Source organism: Ferruginibacter profundus, from assembly GCF_054783275.1.
The window spans coordinates 1,073,023-1,089,469 of sequence record NZ_BAAGQW010000002.1 but is presented as its reverse complement, the minus strand read 5'-3'; the positions used below and the strand labels follow the sequence as shown (position 1 = coordinate 1,089,469).

The 16,447-nt window shown below is 39.1% G+C and carries 16 protein-coding genes; 8 read left to right on the top strand and 8 right to left on the bottom strand.

What is annotated here, in order from left to right:
- Nucleotides 1-108: 108 nt before the first annotated feature.
- The 6 genes from ACYVM0_RS14775 (at nt 109) to ACYVM0_RS14750 (ending at nt 4,180) form a co-directional block, all read left to right on the top strand.
- Complete coding sequence (locus tag ACYVM0_RS14775; RefSeq protein WP_460558101.1) at nt 109-987, top strand: pirin family protein; 879 nt, start codon at nt 109-111, stop codon at nt 985-987.
- Between the two features lie 96 nt (nt 988-1,083).
- Nucleotides 1,084-1,617 carry a YceI family protein gene (locus ACYVM0_RS14770; RefSeq protein WP_460558100.1) on the top strand — a complete coding sequence of 178 codons (534 nt, stop codon included), beginning with the start codon at nt 1,084-1,086 and terminating at the stop codon, nt 1,615-1,617.
- 4 nt (nt 1,618-1,621) lie between these two features.
- Nucleotides 1,622-2,206 carry a nitroreductase family protein gene (locus ACYVM0_RS14765; RefSeq protein ID WP_460558099.1) on the top strand — a complete coding sequence of 195 codons (585 nt, stop codon included), beginning with the start codon at nt 1,622-1,624 and terminating at the stop codon, nt 2,204-2,206.
- A gap of 6 nt (nt 2,207-2,212) precedes the next feature.
- Nucleotides 2,213-2,539 (top strand): hypothetical protein, encoded by a 327-nt coding sequence (locus ACYVM0_RS14760; protein WP_460558098.1) that lies wholly within the window; start codon nt 2,213-2,215, stop codon nt 2,537-2,539.
- 69 nt (nt 2,540-2,608) lie between these two features.
- Nucleotides 2,609-3,544 (top strand): ring-cleaving dioxygenase, encoded by a 936-nt coding sequence (locus ACYVM0_RS14755; RefSeq protein WP_460558097.1) that lies wholly within the window; start codon nt 2,609-2,611, stop codon nt 3,542-3,544.
- A 15-nt stretch (nt 3,545-3,559) separates the two neighbouring features.
- A complete protein-coding gene (locus ACYVM0_RS14750) occupies nt 3,560-4,180 on the top strand; it encodes an alpha/beta hydrolase (RefSeq protein ID WP_460558096.1) in 621 nt (206 codons plus the stop codon).
- Nucleotides 4,181-4,397: 217 nt separating this feature from the next.
- Here the strand turns inward: ACYVM0_RS14750 and ACYVM0_RS14745 are convergent, their stop codons facing one another.
- The 7 genes from ACYVM0_RS14745 to ACYVM0_RS14715 all read right to left on the bottom strand — a co-directional run bounded on the left by ACYVM0_RS14745 (nt 4,398) and on the right by ACYVM0_RS14715 (nt 14,200).
- Nucleotides 4,398-4,982 carry a c-type cytochrome gene (locus ACYVM0_RS14745; protein ID WP_460558095.1) on the bottom strand — a complete coding sequence of 195 codons (585 nt, stop codon included), beginning with the start codon at nt 4,980-4,982 and terminating at the stop codon, nt 4,398-4,400.
- Nucleotides 4,983-5,395: 413 nt separating this feature from the next.
- Nucleotides 5,396-6,112, bottom strand: coding sequence for a hypothetical protein (locus ACYVM0_RS14740; RefSeq protein ID WP_460558094.1), 717 nt, complete (start codon nt 6,110-6,112; stop codon nt 5,396-5,398).
- Nucleotides 6,113-6,224: 112 nt separating this feature from the next.
- The gene (locus tag ACYVM0_RS14735) at nt 6,225-7,592 is read right to left on the bottom strand and encodes a M20 family dipeptidase (protein WP_460558093.1); all 1,368 of its coding nucleotides are present in this window, start codon (nt 7,590-7,592) and stop codon (nt 6,225-6,227) included.
- Nucleotides 7,593-7,804: 212 nt separating this feature from the next.
- Nucleotides 7,805-8,338 carry a hypothetical protein gene (locus tag ACYVM0_RS14730; protein WP_460558092.1) on the bottom strand — a complete coding sequence of 178 codons (534 nt, stop codon included), beginning with the start codon at nt 8,336-8,338 and terminating at the stop codon, nt 7,805-7,807.
- A 128-nt stretch (nt 8,339-8,466) separates the two neighbouring features.
- Nucleotides 8,467-11,859 (bottom strand): VIT domain-containing protein, encoded by a 3,393-nt coding sequence (locus ACYVM0_RS14725; RefSeq protein WP_460558091.1) that lies wholly within the window; start codon nt 11,857-11,859, stop codon nt 8,467-8,469.
- A gap of 127 nt (nt 11,860-11,986) precedes the next feature.
- On the bottom strand, nt 11,987-12,742 hold the full coding sequence (locus tag ACYVM0_RS14720) for a superoxide dismutase (RefSeq protein ID WP_460558090.1): 756 nt from the start codon (nt 12,740-12,742) through the stop codon (nt 11,987-11,989).
- A gap of 6 nt (nt 12,743-12,748) precedes the next feature.
- Nucleotides 12,749-14,200: an LptF/LptG family permease gene (locus ACYVM0_RS14715; RefSeq protein ID WP_460558089.1), complete on the bottom strand. Its 1,452-nt coding sequence runs from the start codon at nt 14,198-14,200 to the stop codon at nt 12,749-12,751.
- A 48-nt stretch (nt 14,201-14,248) separates the two neighbouring features.
- Here ACYVM0_RS14715 and ACYVM0_RS14710 point away from each other — a divergent pair, with 48 nt between their 5' ends.
- A complete protein-coding gene (locus ACYVM0_RS14710) occupies nt 14,249-14,863 on the top strand; it encodes a hypothetical protein (protein WP_460558088.1) in 615 nt (204 codons plus the stop codon).
- On the opposite strand, the gene ACYVM0_RS14705 is transcribed toward ACYVM0_RS14710, so the two are convergent.
- On the bottom strand, nt 14,860-15,240 hold the full coding sequence (locus tag ACYVM0_RS14705) for an START-like domain-containing protein (protein ID WP_430986775.1): 381 nt from the start codon (nt 15,238-15,240) through the stop codon (nt 14,860-14,862). The genes ACYVM0_RS14710 and ACYVM0_RS14705 overlap by 4 nt on opposite strands.
- A 286-nt stretch (nt 15,241-15,526) precedes the next feature.
- Between ACYVM0_RS14705 and ACYVM0_RS14700 the strand changes: the two genes are divergently transcribed.
- Nucleotides 15,527-16,402, top strand: coding sequence for a sigma-70 family RNA polymerase sigma factor (locus ACYVM0_RS14700; protein WP_460558087.1), 876 nt, complete (start codon nt 15,527-15,529; stop codon nt 16,400-16,402).
- The last annotated feature ends 45 nt before the right edge of the window (nt 16,403-16,447 follow it).

Sequence of the window (16,447 nt, the reverse complement as noted above, 5' to 3'; positions counted from 1 at the left end):
TATTCATTTTATAATTATCCGTTAAACTGAATTTCTTGTCCTGGTTCAATGTCCTGCAATTTTAAACGATTCAACTTTGTGTTATCAAAAACAAATAAAATTACTACCATGGAAAGAAAAGATTTTTTAAAGAAAGGTTTGATGGGCACAGGTATGTTTGTTGCCAGCGCTGCATTAGGTAATGTAATTAAAAACGAGGTAGATGAATTAAAAGAACTGGAACCAGTTGGATTCAATCATTTGCCCAATACTGATTCTGCAATTACACCCAGTACAGTGTTGCATAAAGCAGACAGCCGCGGACATGCTAATCATGGCTGGCTGGATAGTCATCATACATTCAGTTTTGCCAATTATTATAACCCGGAAAGAATGCACTTTGGTGTATTAAGAGTATTGAATGATGACCGTGTTGACCCGGGCATGGGTTTCGGCAGGCATCCACACGACAATATGGAAATTATTTCAATCCCTTTAGAAGGAGACCTGGAACACAAAGACAGTATGGGTAATGTTGCCATCATTAAGCATGGTGATATACAGGTGATGAGCGCAGGCACAGGAATATTCCATAGTGAGTACAATAAGAATAAAGACCAGGAAGCAAAATTTTTACAGATATGGTTGTTTCCAAAAACCAAAAATGTAACACCGAGGTATGATCAGATGACGTTGGATGTAAATGACCGTCATAACCGGTTACAACAAATATTGTCGCCTGATAAAAATGATGCAGGTGTCTGGATCAACCAGGATGCATGGTTTCATATCGGAAAATTTGATAAAGACTTTACCACAACATATACTTTAAAAAATCCGGCTAACGGAGTGTATGCCTTTATAATAAAAGGAGATATCACAATTGCCGGCATTGCCCTCCACCAAAGAGATGGCCTGGGTATATGGGATGCTGACAAAATATCATTGCAGGCCGGTTCACAGGATGCTGAAGTATTGCTAATGGAAGTGCCCATGTCAGTGGTGTAAATAATTAAAACCTGATATATCCAAAGATTGCGATAATACGTACAACAAGAAAAATAAAACAAAACATAGTATTACATAAAAATAAAACAACACAAAATGTCACAAAAAACTAAATGGGCAATAGACCCAACACACTCAGAGATCGGCTTTAAAGTAAAGCACATGATGTTCACCAATGTTTCCGGTAAAATTGTAAAATACGATGCAACGGTAGAAACTGATGGCGATGAATTTACTAATGCAGTTATTGATTTTAGTGCCGATGTAGATTCGGTAACTACAGGCAATGCAGATCGTGATGCTCACCTTTTGAGCCCTGATTTTTTTGATGCCACACAATTTCCGAAAATGAATTTTGTCGCAACATCGTTGGTAAAAGTTGATGATGCTGATTTTGAATTAACAGGCGATCTTACTTTACATGGTGTTACAAAATCGGTAAAATTAGCAGTTGAATTTGGCGGATTAATGAAAGATCCGTGGGGTAATATCAAAGCCGGATTCAATATCAGCGGCAAAATAAACCGCAAAGATTTTGGCCTTACCTGGAACGCAGCATTAGAAACCGGTGGTGTATTGGTTAGCGAAGAAGTAAGAATTATTGCCGAAGTACAATTAATCAAACAATAAAGACATGAACGATATAAAAAGGGCAACAACAAAATATCCTGTGCTGGATATTATAAAAAACAGGTGGAGCCCGAGAAGCTTTTCTGATAAATCAATTAGCGAAGAAGATATCAATACCATCATTGAAGCAGCCACCTGGAGCTTCAGTGCAATGAACGAACAACCATGGCGCTATGTGGTTGCACGCAAAGGAACGGCATTGTTCAATGCGTTTCTTGAATTGTTGTATCCCGGTAATAAACCCTGGAATACACAAGCCGCAGCATTGGTATTAAGTTTGAGGAAGACGACCTACACAGGTACTGACAAGATCAATGCTATTGGATTGCACGATATTGGTGCTGCCAATATTTTACTCACTTTGCAGGCAAACAGTATGGGCATTTATACGCATGTTATTGAAGGTTATTCCAAAGAGGCAGCAAAAGAATTGTTAGCATTGGATGAAGGCCTTGAACCTGTTGTGATGATTGCACTTGGCTATCCTGATGCTGCCGAAAAACTGGACGAACCATTTAAGGCAAGGGAGCTTTCGCCAAGATCAAGAAAAGATCTGACTGAAATTGTATTGAATCCTCAATTAAATTAAACAGGCATGAAAACTCAAATACTGGTAGTTGGCAGGCATGAAGAAATTCTGCAAACAGTTTTAAGACTCATCAATAAAAACGAGCAGTGGCAAGCCCAGGGCACTTTGGATGATGCGGAAGCAATACGACTTTTCGATACTTTCGATTTTGATATCGTATTGTTAAGTAGTGGTATTTCTGAAAATTGCGAGGATAGTCTCTGCTTATATTTCAGAGATAAGAAACCTTCAATCAAAATCATCCAGCATTACGGCGGCGGCAGTGGATTACTGAGTAATGAAATTCTGCAGGCATTGCATTCACCTGCTGTTTCAAATACGCAACAGGATTAATATTTCTTGTCCTGGTTCAATGCCGGGGTATCAAAAAGAGTTGACATTTGTGTTATAAAATTAATTATCATGAACAACAGTATATTAGGTTTGCACCACATTACAGCAATCGCTGACAATGCAAAAAGGAACTTTGAATTTTACACCAACGTGTTGGGTTTAAGAATGGTAAAGAAGACCGTGAACTTTGATGATCCCGGCACCTATCATTTTTACTTTGGTGATGAAGTGGGCACACCAGGATCGATACTCACTTTCTTTCCCTGGGAAGGTATTGGCAGAGGAAGAACGGGAACCGGTATGGCTACAGAAATTGGTTATTCTGTTCCGGCAGGCAGTCTTGAATTCTGGGCTGCCCGTTTTACGCAATTCAATGTAAAACACGGTGCCATTGCTGAATCATTTGGCGAGCAATACCTTTCTTTTGAAGATCCTGATGGATTGAAAATTAACCTGATCGTTTCAAAAAATACTGATACCAGGAAACAGTGGGAAACAGCAGACATCAAGGCAGCAAATGCATTGAAAGGATTTCATAGCATTGTGCTTACCCTTAGAAATATAAAAGCTACCGCAGCAATTTTAACAGAAATATTCGGCTATAAATTCCTGGAACAACAGGGTAATCGTTACCGGTATATTACTGATGCTATTGAAACTGCAGCAATTGTAGATTTATTAGAATCCCCGGACGAAGCAAGGGGCAATAATACTGCAGGTACCAATCACCATGTTGCGTTCAGGGTAAAAGATGAAGCAACATTAATGGAATACCGTGAAAAAATACTGAGCAAACAGCTTAACATCACTGAAAAAATAAACCGTGATTACTTCTTCTCCTTGTATTTTAGAGAACCCGGTGGTGTATTATTTGAACTGGCTACAGAAAATCCCGGATTTGCAACCGACGAAACCGTTGCTGAATTAGGCAGCAGTCTTCGTTTACCAAAACAATATGAAGGGGCACGTGCAAAAATAGAAGCAGCTTTACCAAAGCTGGATTAATTAAATACAAAAATTATGCATCAGAAAAATATTATTACAGCAGGCAAAAAATTAAGTGAAGCAAAAAAGGTACTGATCATGGCCCATGGGCGTGGCGGTTCTGCAGAAGATATTTTATCGCTGGCCAGCCATTTAAATGTAAAAGATTTTGCACTGCTGGCACCGCAGGCTATAAATAATAGTTGGTACCCTTATTCTTTTCTTGCTCCGCCTGCAAGCAACGAGCCCGGATTAAGTGCAGCATTGAAGGTTTTAAAAGATACCGTAACGGATATCACCAACAGCGGAATAGCTAAAGAGAATATTTTCTTTTTAGGTTTTTCTCAGGGAGCCTGCTTAACATTGGAATTTGTTACGCAGAATGCAGCAAAGTATGGCGGTGTAGTGGCATTCACCGGCGGTTTGATCGGCGATAAAATTTATACAGAAAATTATACCGGCGATTTTGGCGATACGCCTGTATTCATTGGCACCAGCGATCCCGATCCACATGTACCGGTGGAAAGAGTAGAAGCCACCACTACTATTTTAAAAGATATGAATGCCGATGTTACGGTAAAGATCTACAAGAACATGGGGCATACCATCAACCAGGATGAAATTAACCAGGTGAACAATCTTATATTTAATAAATAATACTATCCATTGAAGTACTTACAAAGCCGTTAATGTCAAAAACCACATACTTTAAAAGCCTGTAAAAGATTACAAAATCTTCTACAATCAGGTTAGATAATCTTGACTCTTCCGATATATATAAATAAATCCCCGAAAATAGAATCGGGGATTTATTATGTTTCATATCGATCAACGCACTTGCTGCCAAAACCGGCAACTATTTTTAGTTAATATTTTACAGTTGCCCCGGCTTTAAAGGAAGACGTACGGCATTATTAACAGGTTTAATGCTTTTAAGGTAACTGAAAATGGCTTTCACATCTTCATCAGTCATTTTTGCATAATTAGGCCAGGGCATAGGTGGAAGCAGTTGCCTGCCGCCATCCTGGCCTTTAAATTTTCCTTTGGTAAGGGCATTTTTAAATTGTTCCGCTGTCCAGCCGCCAATGCCGGTGGCAGAATCCGGTGTAAGGTTGGCTGAAAAACTGGTGCCCCACGGGCCGGTGGCTGCGGTTAAATCGGGGGCAAAAACGGAAAACCCTGCAGACAAAACATTTTTATCGCCTTGCGGAAGGGGCGTATGCTGCGAATAGCCGGATAGCATCAATTCGGGTACCAGTTCCGGACCGTTGGGGCCGGGCTTTTTAGGCGAATGACAATCATTGCAACCGGAAATTTGCACCAGGTAGGCTCCCCGTTTAATTAACTCTTCTTTGGTAGCAGTAGGTGCTGCTGTTGCTTTTGTAGTTTCATCTTTACTGTTGCAGGCGGCTAGTGTAATTACAAAAATTAAAGCCATGGCAATAACAGGATGTTTCATTTTTTTAGTTTAAGGTTTGAAGAATAAAAAATTGTACAATTTCAGCAGGTAACCAGCAATAATGATTTTGCTGCACTTTAAAAATAATAAAGTTTTTTTGAAGATGCTAACCATTGCAGGCAGGGGAGGGCTACAGGTAACAGATCACTATTGTTGTAAACACTATAACCAGTACAGCAGCTATAAAAATCTGTAACAACTTGTATAGCATTTGTGCCAGCATCCTGTTCCTTTGTTCTTCTTCATGCTCCATATAATCAAAAGAGATGCTGCTGTTTTACAAACTGTTGCTTCGCAGAAAAAAAATTATTCAGCCGTGCAGGTAATGAAGGGATAGGTTATACGAAATGATGTATACGATAGTTAATATTTTGGAGCGGCTTAAATATTTTTCAGGAATTATGTAGACTGAATTAACGGATATACTTCTTTGTTTTAGTGATCTGCCTGTCTTTAAATTCATATTCAATGGTAAATGTTTTATCCGTTACATTGGTTAAACGTATCCGGTTAAGCCGCTGCGGTTCATCAAAAATCTCTTTCGGAAAAGCATATTGCCGGTTCGTATTTTTTTTGGCATCAAATAAACTCATGCTATCCGAAGGTAAAGGCACATCTGCTTTCGAATACAAGAGCACCTGCCTTGCTGTATCAACGTCAATCCAGGCACTTCCGTTGGCAATTAAATTCGTAGCCGTTTCTTTATCGTATAATTGTATATAGTCAGGGTTGCCGCTGCCATAAGATTGCACAAACACAAAACTGTTGTCAAAATCGGCACCTATATAACCTGAATTTTTATACAAAAGGCCTAATGAACAATTGCCGATAGTGTCAATTATTTTTTGTCCTTTTTGATAGAGCAAAAATTGGTCTTCGGTATTGTGGTGAAAAGATATTGAAAAGCCTCCTTTCAATGAAGTATCATACTCGGCAGCGTATGGATTCTCTTGTATGGCTTTAACCATGGCCAGGTAATTACTATCAATAGTATTGGAGTGGGTAGTATCAGTAGTTGTTTTAGCTATAGCTGGTTGCACAGAATCTTTAGATGATATCGGTATTGTTTTGTTGTGGTTGCAGGAAAATAGCAACAGCAAAAAGAGCAGTAAGAAATTACGGAGCATCATAGTATAAAGTTTGCATTAATATTTCAATACCCGTGTTGAAAACAGTAAATCTAAGCAATAAAAAATCCCGGCACAACTTACCGGGATTTCAATACTTTATTTTCACTTCCGCTTAACTCATTTCCGCAAAGCACTTATGGAAATACGGTATCGTTTCAATGCCTTTGTAAAAATTATCAAGGTTGAATTTTTCATTAGGGCTGTGCAGGTTATCGCTATCTAATCCAAAACCCATGAACACAATTTTAATACCCAACTCTTTTTCAAATAAGGCACAAATAGGAATGCTGCCTCCTCCACGAACAGGAATGGGCGTTTTACCAAATGTAGTTTCCATTGCCCTGGCAGCAGCTTTGTAAGCTTTGCTGTCAATTGGTGTCATGTATGGTTCGCCGCCATGGTGTTCAAATGCATGTACGCTTACATAGGGCGGAGCAATCTTTTTAAAATGCTCCAGCAACATCGCTGTAATTTTTTCAGAAGATTGATTAGGTACTAAACGGGTAGAGATTTTTGCAGTGGCTTTACTGGGCAAAACAGTTTTGGCACCTTCACCCTGGTAACCGCCCCAGATACCATTCAATTCCAGTGTAGGACGAATGCCTGTTCTTTCATTGGTGCTGTAACCTTTTTCGCCCCATAATTCCTTTACTCCTAAATCATCTTTGTATTCCTGCTCATCATATGGCGCTAACGACATTAATTTTCTTTCTTCATCAGTTGCATTTAAAACATCATCATAAAAACCAGGTATGGTAATATGATTGTTCTCATCGTGGCAGCTGGCAATCATCTTTGCTAAAATAGTAATAGGGTTGGCAACAGCTCCACCATAAACACCGCTGTGCAGATCACGGTTAGGGCCGGTTACTTCCACTTCAATATAGCTAAGGCCACGTACACCAATATCAATACTGGGTGTATCCAGGCTTATCATTGCACTATCGCTGATCAATACACAATCTGCTTTTAATAATTCAGTATGTGATGCTACAAATTTGCCCAGGTTAGGAGAACCCACTTCTTCTTCCCCTTCAATACAAAATTTAATATTGGTGGTCATGCTGTTTGTCTTCACCATTGTTTCCAGCGCTTTCACATGCATGTAAAACTGTCCTTTATCATCGCAACTGCCACGGGCAAAAATTTTACCATCAATAATCACGGGTTCAAATGGTCCGCTCTTCCACAATTCCAATGGTTCGGCAGGTTGTACGTCATAATGGCCATATACCAATACTGTTGGTTTGGCAGGGTCAATCATTTTTTCGCCATACACCAATGGGTGGCCATCAGTAGGGTAAATCTCCACTTTATCGGCACCGGCTTCCAGCAATCTTGCTTTAACTGCTTCGGCGCATTTTTGCATATCGGCTTTATGTTCGCTTTTAGCGCTGATGCTGGGTATGCGTAACAGGTCCAGGAGTTCGTTTAAAAAACGGTCTTTGTTTTGTGCTTGATAATCTTTCCAGGCTTGCATATAATTAATTTAGTTTAGATGTTTAGTGCGTAAAACTTTGGTGTACGAAAGTAGGCGTTTTTAACGGAAATTGTTTTATCAAAATTTTACATAAAAGATACAATTTGTAAGCACTAATGCCATTACTTTTGCGGTAGATTGTTTGTCAATTTATCAGCCTTTGTTACCGTTGCATTTTTGGTGAGTGCTTCGATGGCAAAGGCTGAGCCAATTCAGGCCAGTAAGGAACTCATTTTCTTTTGGCTGATAATATAAATTAGTCCTGCAAGGCAATACAATGCAGCCAATAAGGCCAGCACCCATTTTATAACAGAACATATAGTGGTACACAAAGCCACTGTTCCCGATGTAGGTCCGGATAATGTATATAACATGCCTGCATTTTCCAGTATATCTAAAAAACCTGCAATTAATGCAGCTTTGGCAAATAATATTCCGGCCTTGCTAAAGGCGCCGCTACTCAGCCTTGCAATTTTTTTACAGGTAAAAAATAGAGATAAGGCATAAAAAAACAGAAAAATAAAATCTAACCAGGTATTGGCGCTCGCTGCGCCGATATTATTAGTAGGAGGGTTAAGTATCCAGGCAGTTTTAACATCATTTGCTAAAGCGGCATTATAAGCAAATTCCAGGTCCAGAATGCCTTTGGGAGTATCGGGGGTTTTTAAAGTAGCGCCGGTTTTTGCCATTACTACAACCATAATTAAAGTGCCCGCTAATAAAAATAACAGCGAATATTTTTTCATGCGCTTACAATAAGTTTGGTTGTTAAAATACAACTAATAATGATAAAAAAGAAACAGCCCACACCCGGGTATTCCGGGAAGAACCTGGAAATACCAAAGTATGAGCCGCATGTGCCGGGTACTGATTTTTATAATTCTACTTCTCCAATAAATACTTCTCCTTGTTTATCTTTTTCCATTTGCAGGGTGATGATCTTTTTTTCTTCATTGGCTGCGCCATAATGTAAATAGATCTCCGCCATTACTGTGGTGGGGCCGGCAATGGTAACCTGCCTGTCGCTGTAGTAATTGATCTGGATTTTATATTTGCCTTTAACTCCGGTTTTAAGCATGAATTGTTCAGGGCCAAAACCTTCGGTGAAATCATCCGATATGCGTCCACCCATTTCTGTTAGTTTATGGCTGTAAAAACATTTCTCTCCATTGGGGTCGGTTACCCATAGGTCAATATCAGAATTATTTTTATTCCAGTTCATTACTACTCTTACATCAGTTGGCATAGCCGCAATAATGTTTTTATCTATTTTTTTAAGGTCCAGTTCTTTTTTGTGTAATGCTATGATGCGGTTGATCTCCGTTAAAAATATTTCCTCAATGCCGTTATACATCCTGTTCATTTCGCTGCTGTAACTTTTGGTCATGCCTTCGTACAACATATCCAATGCCTGCTGGTAATAACCCAGGTCGAGGTATGCCAGGGCACAATCCCTGAAACTTTGCGGATCAGAAGGGCGCAACTCCATTACTTTTTTAAAGGCTGATAACTCATTTTCGTAATCACCGGCTTCTTTTAATTTATAGCCCAGCATCTTGTATAATTCATAACTGCCGTTTTCCAGTTCGGCAAGATTTGTGAGAATAGTAATGCCATTAATTTTATCACCTGTTTTTAATAGATAAGAAGCGATATCAAAAAAATACGTTGGCCTGTTACTATAGTATTTACGCAGTTCTAAATATTTTAAATAACGGTTGGCCCTGTCGGTTTGTTTGATGGCCTTCAGGTAATCAAAATTTGCAGGATTAAAGGACGGGTTTAAAGAATCGATGGGCAGGGTTGCAGATTGATAATATCCATCGGTCGTATTTTTTCTTCCGGTTGGTTTACTGTTCGCATTATTTTTATCTTTCCACGTTGCCTGGAACCTTGAATCGTCATCGGGGTTAAGAGGAGCCCTGTCTTTAAGTATTTCACCATCTCCAAAATTCACCAATCCTGAATTTGCATCAAGACCATTTTGTCCACGTAAACCAACATTATTACTTGCGCCGGGTGTGGTGGCAGACTGGCTTCTTACCTGTACACCCGCCACTTTTCCGGCCAACGCATCATTAATATTATTTTGTCTCACTACATTTAACTGTTCGCTACTTATGTTTTGGACACTGCTGCCTGTAACCATTGTTCTTTTTTCCGAGCCGTATCCAATTACCACCACTTCCTGTAATTCTATTCTTGATTTTTCAATTACAACAGAAATCATACTACTGTTACTGATGCGTTGTTCAAATGGAATAAAACCTACCGCCGAAAATTGTAATACATCGCCTTTTTTGGCACGTATGCTAAAGCCCCCATTGGCATCCGATGATACACCCGTATGGGTACCTTTTAGCATTACTGTTGAGCCTGCAACGGCATTGCCATCTTTATCAGTTATTTTACCCGAGAGGGTTTTGGTTTCTCCAACAGGCCTTGGAGTGATGCCAACAGGCCGTTGTATTGCAACAGGGTTGTTTTGCGCCGGTGTGGTAACTACTTCTTTTTTATCATACCAGCCTTTCAATACCGCCATCATATTTAATGAATTTCTCAGGTCGGCTTCTTTTTTTGTAATGATATCGCCGCCACGCATTTTCATAATTCTGTCATATTCCTGTCTCAATTCTGCAGGCGGTTCTATCTGGTATTGCAGGTAATCGTTAATGGTTTCCAAAACAATTAAAGAAGTATTTCGGGTAACCACCCCAAACTGTTTGCCCAGTCTTTCAATCTCCTGTTTATTTTGATTGTATTGAATATCCAGTTCTGCAATTTTCTTTTGTGCAAACACTTTAGTGATGTCGAAGTTTTCGCAAAGTTGTTTGTCAGAATTGATGGTGATTGTTTTTTCGTAGGTCACATTGTTGCCATAACCAAATTGCAAAACCATTTCCTGTATAGCTTCATCGGCAATACCTGCCACTGCAAAATTATCAGCCACCACAACGGGTATAGAAGGATAATTTTCTTTAGTGAAATTGTTTTGTTTAATGCCTAAAAAGCGAAAGGGTTGATTTACCAGTTTTTTCAGTGCATCTGCTATTGCTTCATGCTGAATATCTATAACAAGGCCGCCTGTTTTGCCGGCAATAAATTTAAGGTTGCTGTAATCGGCGGTTACAGAACTATTGATACAATACACAGGTTTATTACCCAACTGCAGGGTTTTATTACCTAAGGTATGGTGCCCGTCACTCACCAGTAAAAATTCATCTGCCTTTATATTTTTTAAATTAAGATTGCCTAGATCTGTTGCGCCATCGTATTGCAATGCAGTAATATCTTTTTTTAATTCCTCCCAATTACCGTTCGCAAGCGTATAGGTTTTTGTGTTTTTTATAGTATTGCTGAATGCAATAAAATCAATGGTTGCAGAATTTAGTTTTTTAAAATACGCATCCAGTAATTCCATTTCTTTTTTGATATTTCTGCCGGTGCCACTTAAAGAAACATCCCACAACAAACCTACTGCTGAGGGTGCAGTTTTTTCTCTTTCATTTTTTTGCAGCCTTGTATTGATGAGGTAATAATATTTATTTTCAAATTCCTGTAACATTACTTCAGCAGCGTCCAATGGTTTGGGTATACTGAACGACAATGCATACCCGGGCACATAATTAATTTTATGCATTGCGGCATTGTACTGGTTATTGCTGTTGGTAAAACTGATGTTTTCATTAAGGGACGAATCAAAAACGGGCTGTGTAGCGGATTGAATAACAGATAAATCAAGATTAAAATCAGCAACCGTATCTTTTAAATTTAAAGGAAGATAATAATGCAATGCAGCATCGCCTGCCAGGGGCAATTCTTCTTCGTAACCTATTAAAACGGTACGGGTGCTATTAGGATTGATAGGATAGATACGGGTACGGAAGGTGTTGCCGTCTGCTTTTTCTAAAAGGCCGGGATCAACTCTTCTTCTTTCGATGGTTTCAAATACTTCCGTGCCTTTTGCCCGGTCTACAGGTACCGCTTCTCTCATTTTTCCGTTAATGTCTAATGCATAACGGCTTGCACTTAATCCATCTTTAAGCGGAAAGTTTAAGGTGCCCTCCAGTATTTTTGAGGTAGTGTTTTTAAAGGTCATTTGCCAGGTGGTTCTGGCTACGGTACCGCATACTTTTACATCTATTTTTAATGCCTGTAACTGAACCCCGTTATTGGTTTTGCCATCAATGGTAAGCTGTGGCATTTGAGCTTTTGTAATAATGGAACACAACAAAAGCAACAGGGCAACCGGAAAATATTTTCTCATAAAACTGTTTGGCAACAGGATGAGCAAATAAAAACGATTACATAAAAACGAAAAAATATTTTTATGTAATCGTAAACTATGTTTTAAAGAAGCCGGCCTTTAAGATTTAACTTCTCTTAGTAATATGCTATAATTTTTCAAAACGCTGCTGCACAAAATCCCAGTTTACTACATTCCACCAGTTCTCAATATAATCAGCTCTTTTATTTTGATATTTTAAATAGTAAGCATGCTCCCAAACATCTAATGCTAATAATGGAGTGCCTTTAATATCGCTGATGTCCATCAGGGGATTATCCTGATTTGGTGTGGAGCCAATCTTAAGATTATTATCCTTATCGGCATACAACCATGCCCAGCCACTTCCAAACCTTGTTGCACCGGCAGTAGCAAATTGTTTTTTAAATTCAGCAAACGAGGTAAAACTCTTATCAATGGCCACCGCAAGTTTTCCGGAAGGTTTATTGTCTGTGGTTTTTGCTCTCATACATTGCCAGAATAATTCGTGGTTATAATGCCCGCCACCATTATTACGCATCTTGGGAGAATATTTTGAAATTTTTGCCAGCACATCCTCCAACGGTTTGCTTACGTCTACCGCTTCGGCCGCCGCCGCTTCTTTTACATTTTTAGCATATGCAGCGGCATGCTTACTGTAATGAATTTCCATCGTCATGGCATCAATTACATTTTCCAGCGCATCGTATTTGTAAGGTAATGGCTGCTGGTCAAAATTAGTGAACACCATAGTTTTTGCAATTGGTTTTGCTTCGGCACAGGATGCAATAAAAGTTCCTGCAGCACTTAACCCTACGCTTGCGGCAATAGCACCTTTGGCAGAATTGGCAATAAATTTTCTGCGACTTTTTGATATTGATGACATAGTAAATTATTTAGAGGTTTGTAATGTATTCTTTGCTTTGCTAAATGTACTTAAAAACAGCCTGAATCTTTTGAAAACCCTGTTATAAAATTCTTTGCTGAATAACTGTGAGTCGTGCAACGCTTTATAGGTAAGAAAAATACCTACCGGAATTAATACCAATACAGAAAGCCACATGCCCAGCAGGGGAGAAGTGATATCTTCTTTTACAAATTTTTCGCCAAACATATTCAGCAGGTGAAAGATCAGGAAGAATACAATGGCTACTACAAGCGGCATGCCCAACCCGCCTTTGCGGATTATGGAACCCAGCGGGGCGCCAATAAAAAATAATACCAGGCACGCAAGCGAAAGCGAATACTTTCTGTGCCATTCCAGTTTATGAAATTTGATCTCGTTATCCTTATTGGTTATCTCGCTGATATTATTCTGAATAGTGTTACGCATAAAAGTGGCTGTGTTGGTAGCGGTCTCATATACGTTAAGCCTGGCACTGTCAGGTAAAAGATTATCGATAGTATCTGCCTTTGCAGTTACTGTATTTTTTTTCCAGGTGCTGTCGTTAATAGTTAAGTAATGAACGAAACCACTTATTTCTGCATTGATTCTCTTGTATAACGAATCATCAATCTTTTTTAAAGAGTCGATACCTATATTGAGTAAACGCACACTTTTCATTTTATAATTACTCTTGTAAATAGAATCGGGAGTGGCGCCCATTTGTAATGCCCTGAGGTCAAATAATTTTTTAAAGGTTTTAAAGCCCAGCCGTATATATTCTGTGGCGGTATCGCCTGAATTTCCTCTTTCCTGGTACCGATAGCCGTTTTGTAAATTGAATTCTAAATATTGTTTATCATCTGAGGTTTTCATGATCCCTGTTTCTGCAACAATACAATTATCCTGCATCGGGTTCGATTGCTCATAGATCAAAACATTATGTATCGTTTTGCCGTCGGCATCTTTTTTCCCTATCTTAATCGCATACGTAGGAATATGCGTATAAAAAACCCCTTCCTTAAGATCAAGTGCCGGCTTTTTATACATGATATCGTTGTACAATGCAGTAGATTTAAGATAGGCTACAGGTATCAGGTAGTTGGCAAAAACAAAAGTGATACCGCATAGCAATAGCGCTACAAAAAATAAGGGCCGCATAAAACGCAGCAAGGAAATGCCGGATGATTTAATGGCCACCAGTTCAAAACTTTCGCCCAGGTTACCAAATGTCATGATAGATGATAATAAAATGGAGATGGGCATGGCCAGCATCAGCAAAGTGGCACTCATGTACCAGATAAACTTTCCTATCGTCCAGAAGTCAAGGCCTTTTCCCACAAGGTCATCAATGTACTTCCACAAAGTTTGCATTAACAGGATGAACAGGGTAATAAAAAAGGTAGCAATAAATGGCCCCAGGAAGGATTTAATAATGAGCTTGTCTAATTTTTTTATCATACCCCTTTGTAAAGGCTGTTAAAAGTTATTTGTAAATTGTATGCTACTATGACTGAAGTATCAAAATTAACGCTTTCTTCCGGTGAAATGCAATTGGTAACAAATACGGAATGGATTTTAACGAAACGTATCATTATCGATAAGGTGAATTTGCTTTTTGGCGCAATAGCAGTTGCCATGCAGGATATTATTGAAGCCGAAAGGGAATATCTGCCAACGGCGGCCATTATAACGGCACCAAAAATTGCAAAAGGAGAAAATTACCTGCAATTACCGTATGTGCTGCTGGATTACCCCCGCTGTTTTGACAGGGAAAATATATTCGCCATTCGTACCATGTTCTGGTGGGGAAATTTCTTTAGTTGTACCCTGCACTTGTCGGGTACTTACAAAACAATGTTTAAACAGGCTTTGCAAAACAACAGTAATGCCATGCGGCAACATAATCTATACCTATGTACTAACAATAACGAATGGGAACATCATTTTGAAGCCGGCAATTACATAGCTGCCAATACACTGGATGAGGAAGAAATAAACACAGCACTATCACAACAGCACTTTATAAAAGTGGCTGCAAAATTTTCACTACACCAGTGGAATCAAATGGATGTATTGTTGCAAAAAGCCTTTTCAGATCTGCTGCACCTGTTAAAATATTAACTGCCTATACGATGGAAAAGATCTTTGATCTGGTATTCCCATAACTGGCTCTGGTCTTTAATATCCTTTTTTTCTGCAAAGTCCTTTATTACCAAAATGGTTTGGTTAGTAACTTCAGATTTTTCAATGCTCCATTCAAAATACTCACCCTTAGGCATATGCGACCAATGAAAGCGTACAAATTTATCTTCTTCGCTTTCCAATAACTCAGCTTTATCAGTAGTGCCATTCCACGAAAAACTAAAAACGCCATCACGTTCATCCACTTTATCTGCAAACCATTCCTGTAAGCCTGCTGGTGTACTTAAAAACTCATACAAAATGCCGGGTGAACATCTAACCGGGTATTCTAATGTAAATAATTGTTTCTTACTCATCCTTATATTTTAATAAATCCTTTCAAGCATGCAATAATAACAAAATAATTCTCGTAACAAAATATTTGCGCATTTATTTTACGCTTACTTATTAACATACCGCATTGCGAAAATGCCTTTTTAAAGCTGCTGAAAGACAGGTTGTTACAAAAAGTTTTTTGGTCAGATACTTTAAATAGTATAAATTACGTTAATAATAGTAATATTTTTTAACAAATCATTAACCCGCCTACCGGCAGGCAGGCCGCAAACCATTTCTAAACCTAACCTTTAAAACTGCAGGCTTATGAGCATGCGTCAACTAAAGATCACCAAGTCCATCACCAATCGTGAGAGTCAGAGTTTAGAGAAGTATTTACAGGAAATTGGAAAAGTGGAATTAATCTCTCCCGAAGAAGAGGTTTCCCTCGCCATCCGTATTAAAAACGGCGACCAGGTAGCATTGGATAAACTAACCAAAGCTAATTTGAGATTTGTAGTATCTGTTGCCAAACAGTACCAGAACCAGGGCCTTACTTTACCTGATCTTATCAATGAAGGTAATCTTGGCCTCATTAAAGCAGCACAGCGTTTTGACGAAACCAGGGGCTTTAAATTTATTTCCTATGCCGTATGGTGGATACGCCAGAGTATTTTGCAGGCATTGGCCGAACAATCGAGAATTGTAAGATTACCTTTAAATAAAGTTGGCCTCTCCAACAGGATCAGCAAAGCCTATTCTTTATTGGAACAGGAATTTGAAAGAGAGCCCAGTGCAGAAGAACTGGCTGCTTTTTTAGAAATGGATATAGAAGAAGTAAGGGCTACGCTGGGCGCAGGTATCCGCCATGTAAGTATGGACCAGCCGTTGGCAGATGGAGAAGATAATACCCTGATGGATGTGATGATAAATCCCAATGCCATCAGCACCGATAATGAACTGGCTTTTAAAGCTTCCTTAAAAACAGAAATTGAACGTTCCCTGAGTACCCTTTCCGAAAGGCAGAAAGATGTGATCCGTTACTTTTTTGGCATTGGTATAGATCATGCACTAAGCCTGGAAGATATTGGTGAAAGATTTAACCTTACCAGGGAAAGAGTAAGGCAGATTAAGGACAAAGCCATTACCAAATTAAGAACGGCCTCCAGGTGTAAGATCTTAAAAACCTACCTGGGAACCTGAAGCATTCGCTGGTTTAAAACTGAAAAACACCCCTTAAAAATAGTA

What these genes read in the sequence shown, in the direction of transcription:
- ACYVM0_RS14740 (WP_460558094.1), bottom strand. Translation starts at nt 6,112, where the DNA reads ATGATGCTCCGTAATTTCTTACTGCTCTTTTTGCTGTTGCTATTTTCC.
- ACYVM0_RS14735 (WP_460558093.1), bottom strand. Translation starts at nt 7,592, where the DNA reads ATGCAAGCCTGGAAAGATTATCAAGCACAAAACAAAGACCGTTTTTTA.
- ACYVM0_RS14725 (WP_460558091.1), bottom strand. Translation starts at nt 11,859, where the DNA reads ATGAGAAAATATTTTCCGGTTGCCCTGTTGCTTTTGTTGTGTTCCATT.
- ACYVM0_RS14700 (WP_460558087.1), top strand. Translation starts at nt 15,527, where the DNA reads ATGAGCATGCGTCAACTAAAGATCACCAAGTCCATCACCAATCGTGAG.
- ACYVM0_RS14705 (WP_430986775.1), bottom strand. Translation starts at nt 15,240, where the DNA reads ATGAGTAAGAAACAATTATTTACATTAGAATACCCGGTTAGATGTTCA.
- ACYVM0_RS14745 (WP_460558095.1), bottom strand. Translation starts at nt 4,982, where the DNA reads ATGAAACATCCTGTTATTGCCATGGCTTTAATTTTTGTAATTACACTA.
- ACYVM0_RS14755 (WP_460558097.1), top strand. Translation starts at nt 2,609, where the DNA reads ATGAACAACAGTATATTAGGTTTGCACCACATTACAGCAATCGCTGAC.
- ACYVM0_RS14760 (WP_460558098.1), top strand. Translation starts at nt 2,213, where the DNA reads ATGAAAACTCAAATACTGGTAGTTGGCAGGCATGAAGAAATTCTGCAA.
- ACYVM0_RS14710 (WP_460558088.1), top strand. Translation starts at nt 14,249, where the DNA reads ATGACTGAAGTATCAAAATTAACGCTTTCTTCCGGTGAAATGCAATTG.
- ACYVM0_RS14750 (WP_460558096.1), top strand. Translation starts at nt 3,560, where the DNA reads ATGCATCAGAAAAATATTATTACAGCAGGCAAAAAATTAAGTGAAGCA.
- ACYVM0_RS14775 (WP_460558101.1), top strand. Translation starts at nt 109, where the DNA reads ATGGAAAGAAAAGATTTTTTAAAGAAAGGTTTGATGGGCACAGGTATG.
- ACYVM0_RS14770 (WP_460558100.1), top strand. Translation starts at nt 1,084, where the DNA reads ATGTCACAAAAAACTAAATGGGCAATAGACCCAACACACTCAGAGATC.
- ACYVM0_RS14765 (WP_460558099.1), top strand. Translation starts at nt 1,622, where the DNA reads ATGAACGATATAAAAAGGGCAACAACAAAATATCCTGTGCTGGATATT.
- ACYVM0_RS14730 (WP_460558092.1), bottom strand. Translation starts at nt 8,338, where the DNA reads ATGAAAAAATATTCGCTGTTATTTTTATTAGCGGGCACTTTAATTATG.
- ACYVM0_RS14720 (WP_460558090.1), bottom strand. Translation starts at nt 12,742, where the DNA reads ATGTCATCAATATCAAAAAGTCGCAGAAAATTTATTGCCAATTCTGCC.
- ACYVM0_RS14715 (WP_460558089.1), bottom strand. Translation starts at nt 14,200, where the DNA reads ATGATAAAAAAATTAGACAAGCTCATTATTAAATCCTTCCTGGGGCCA.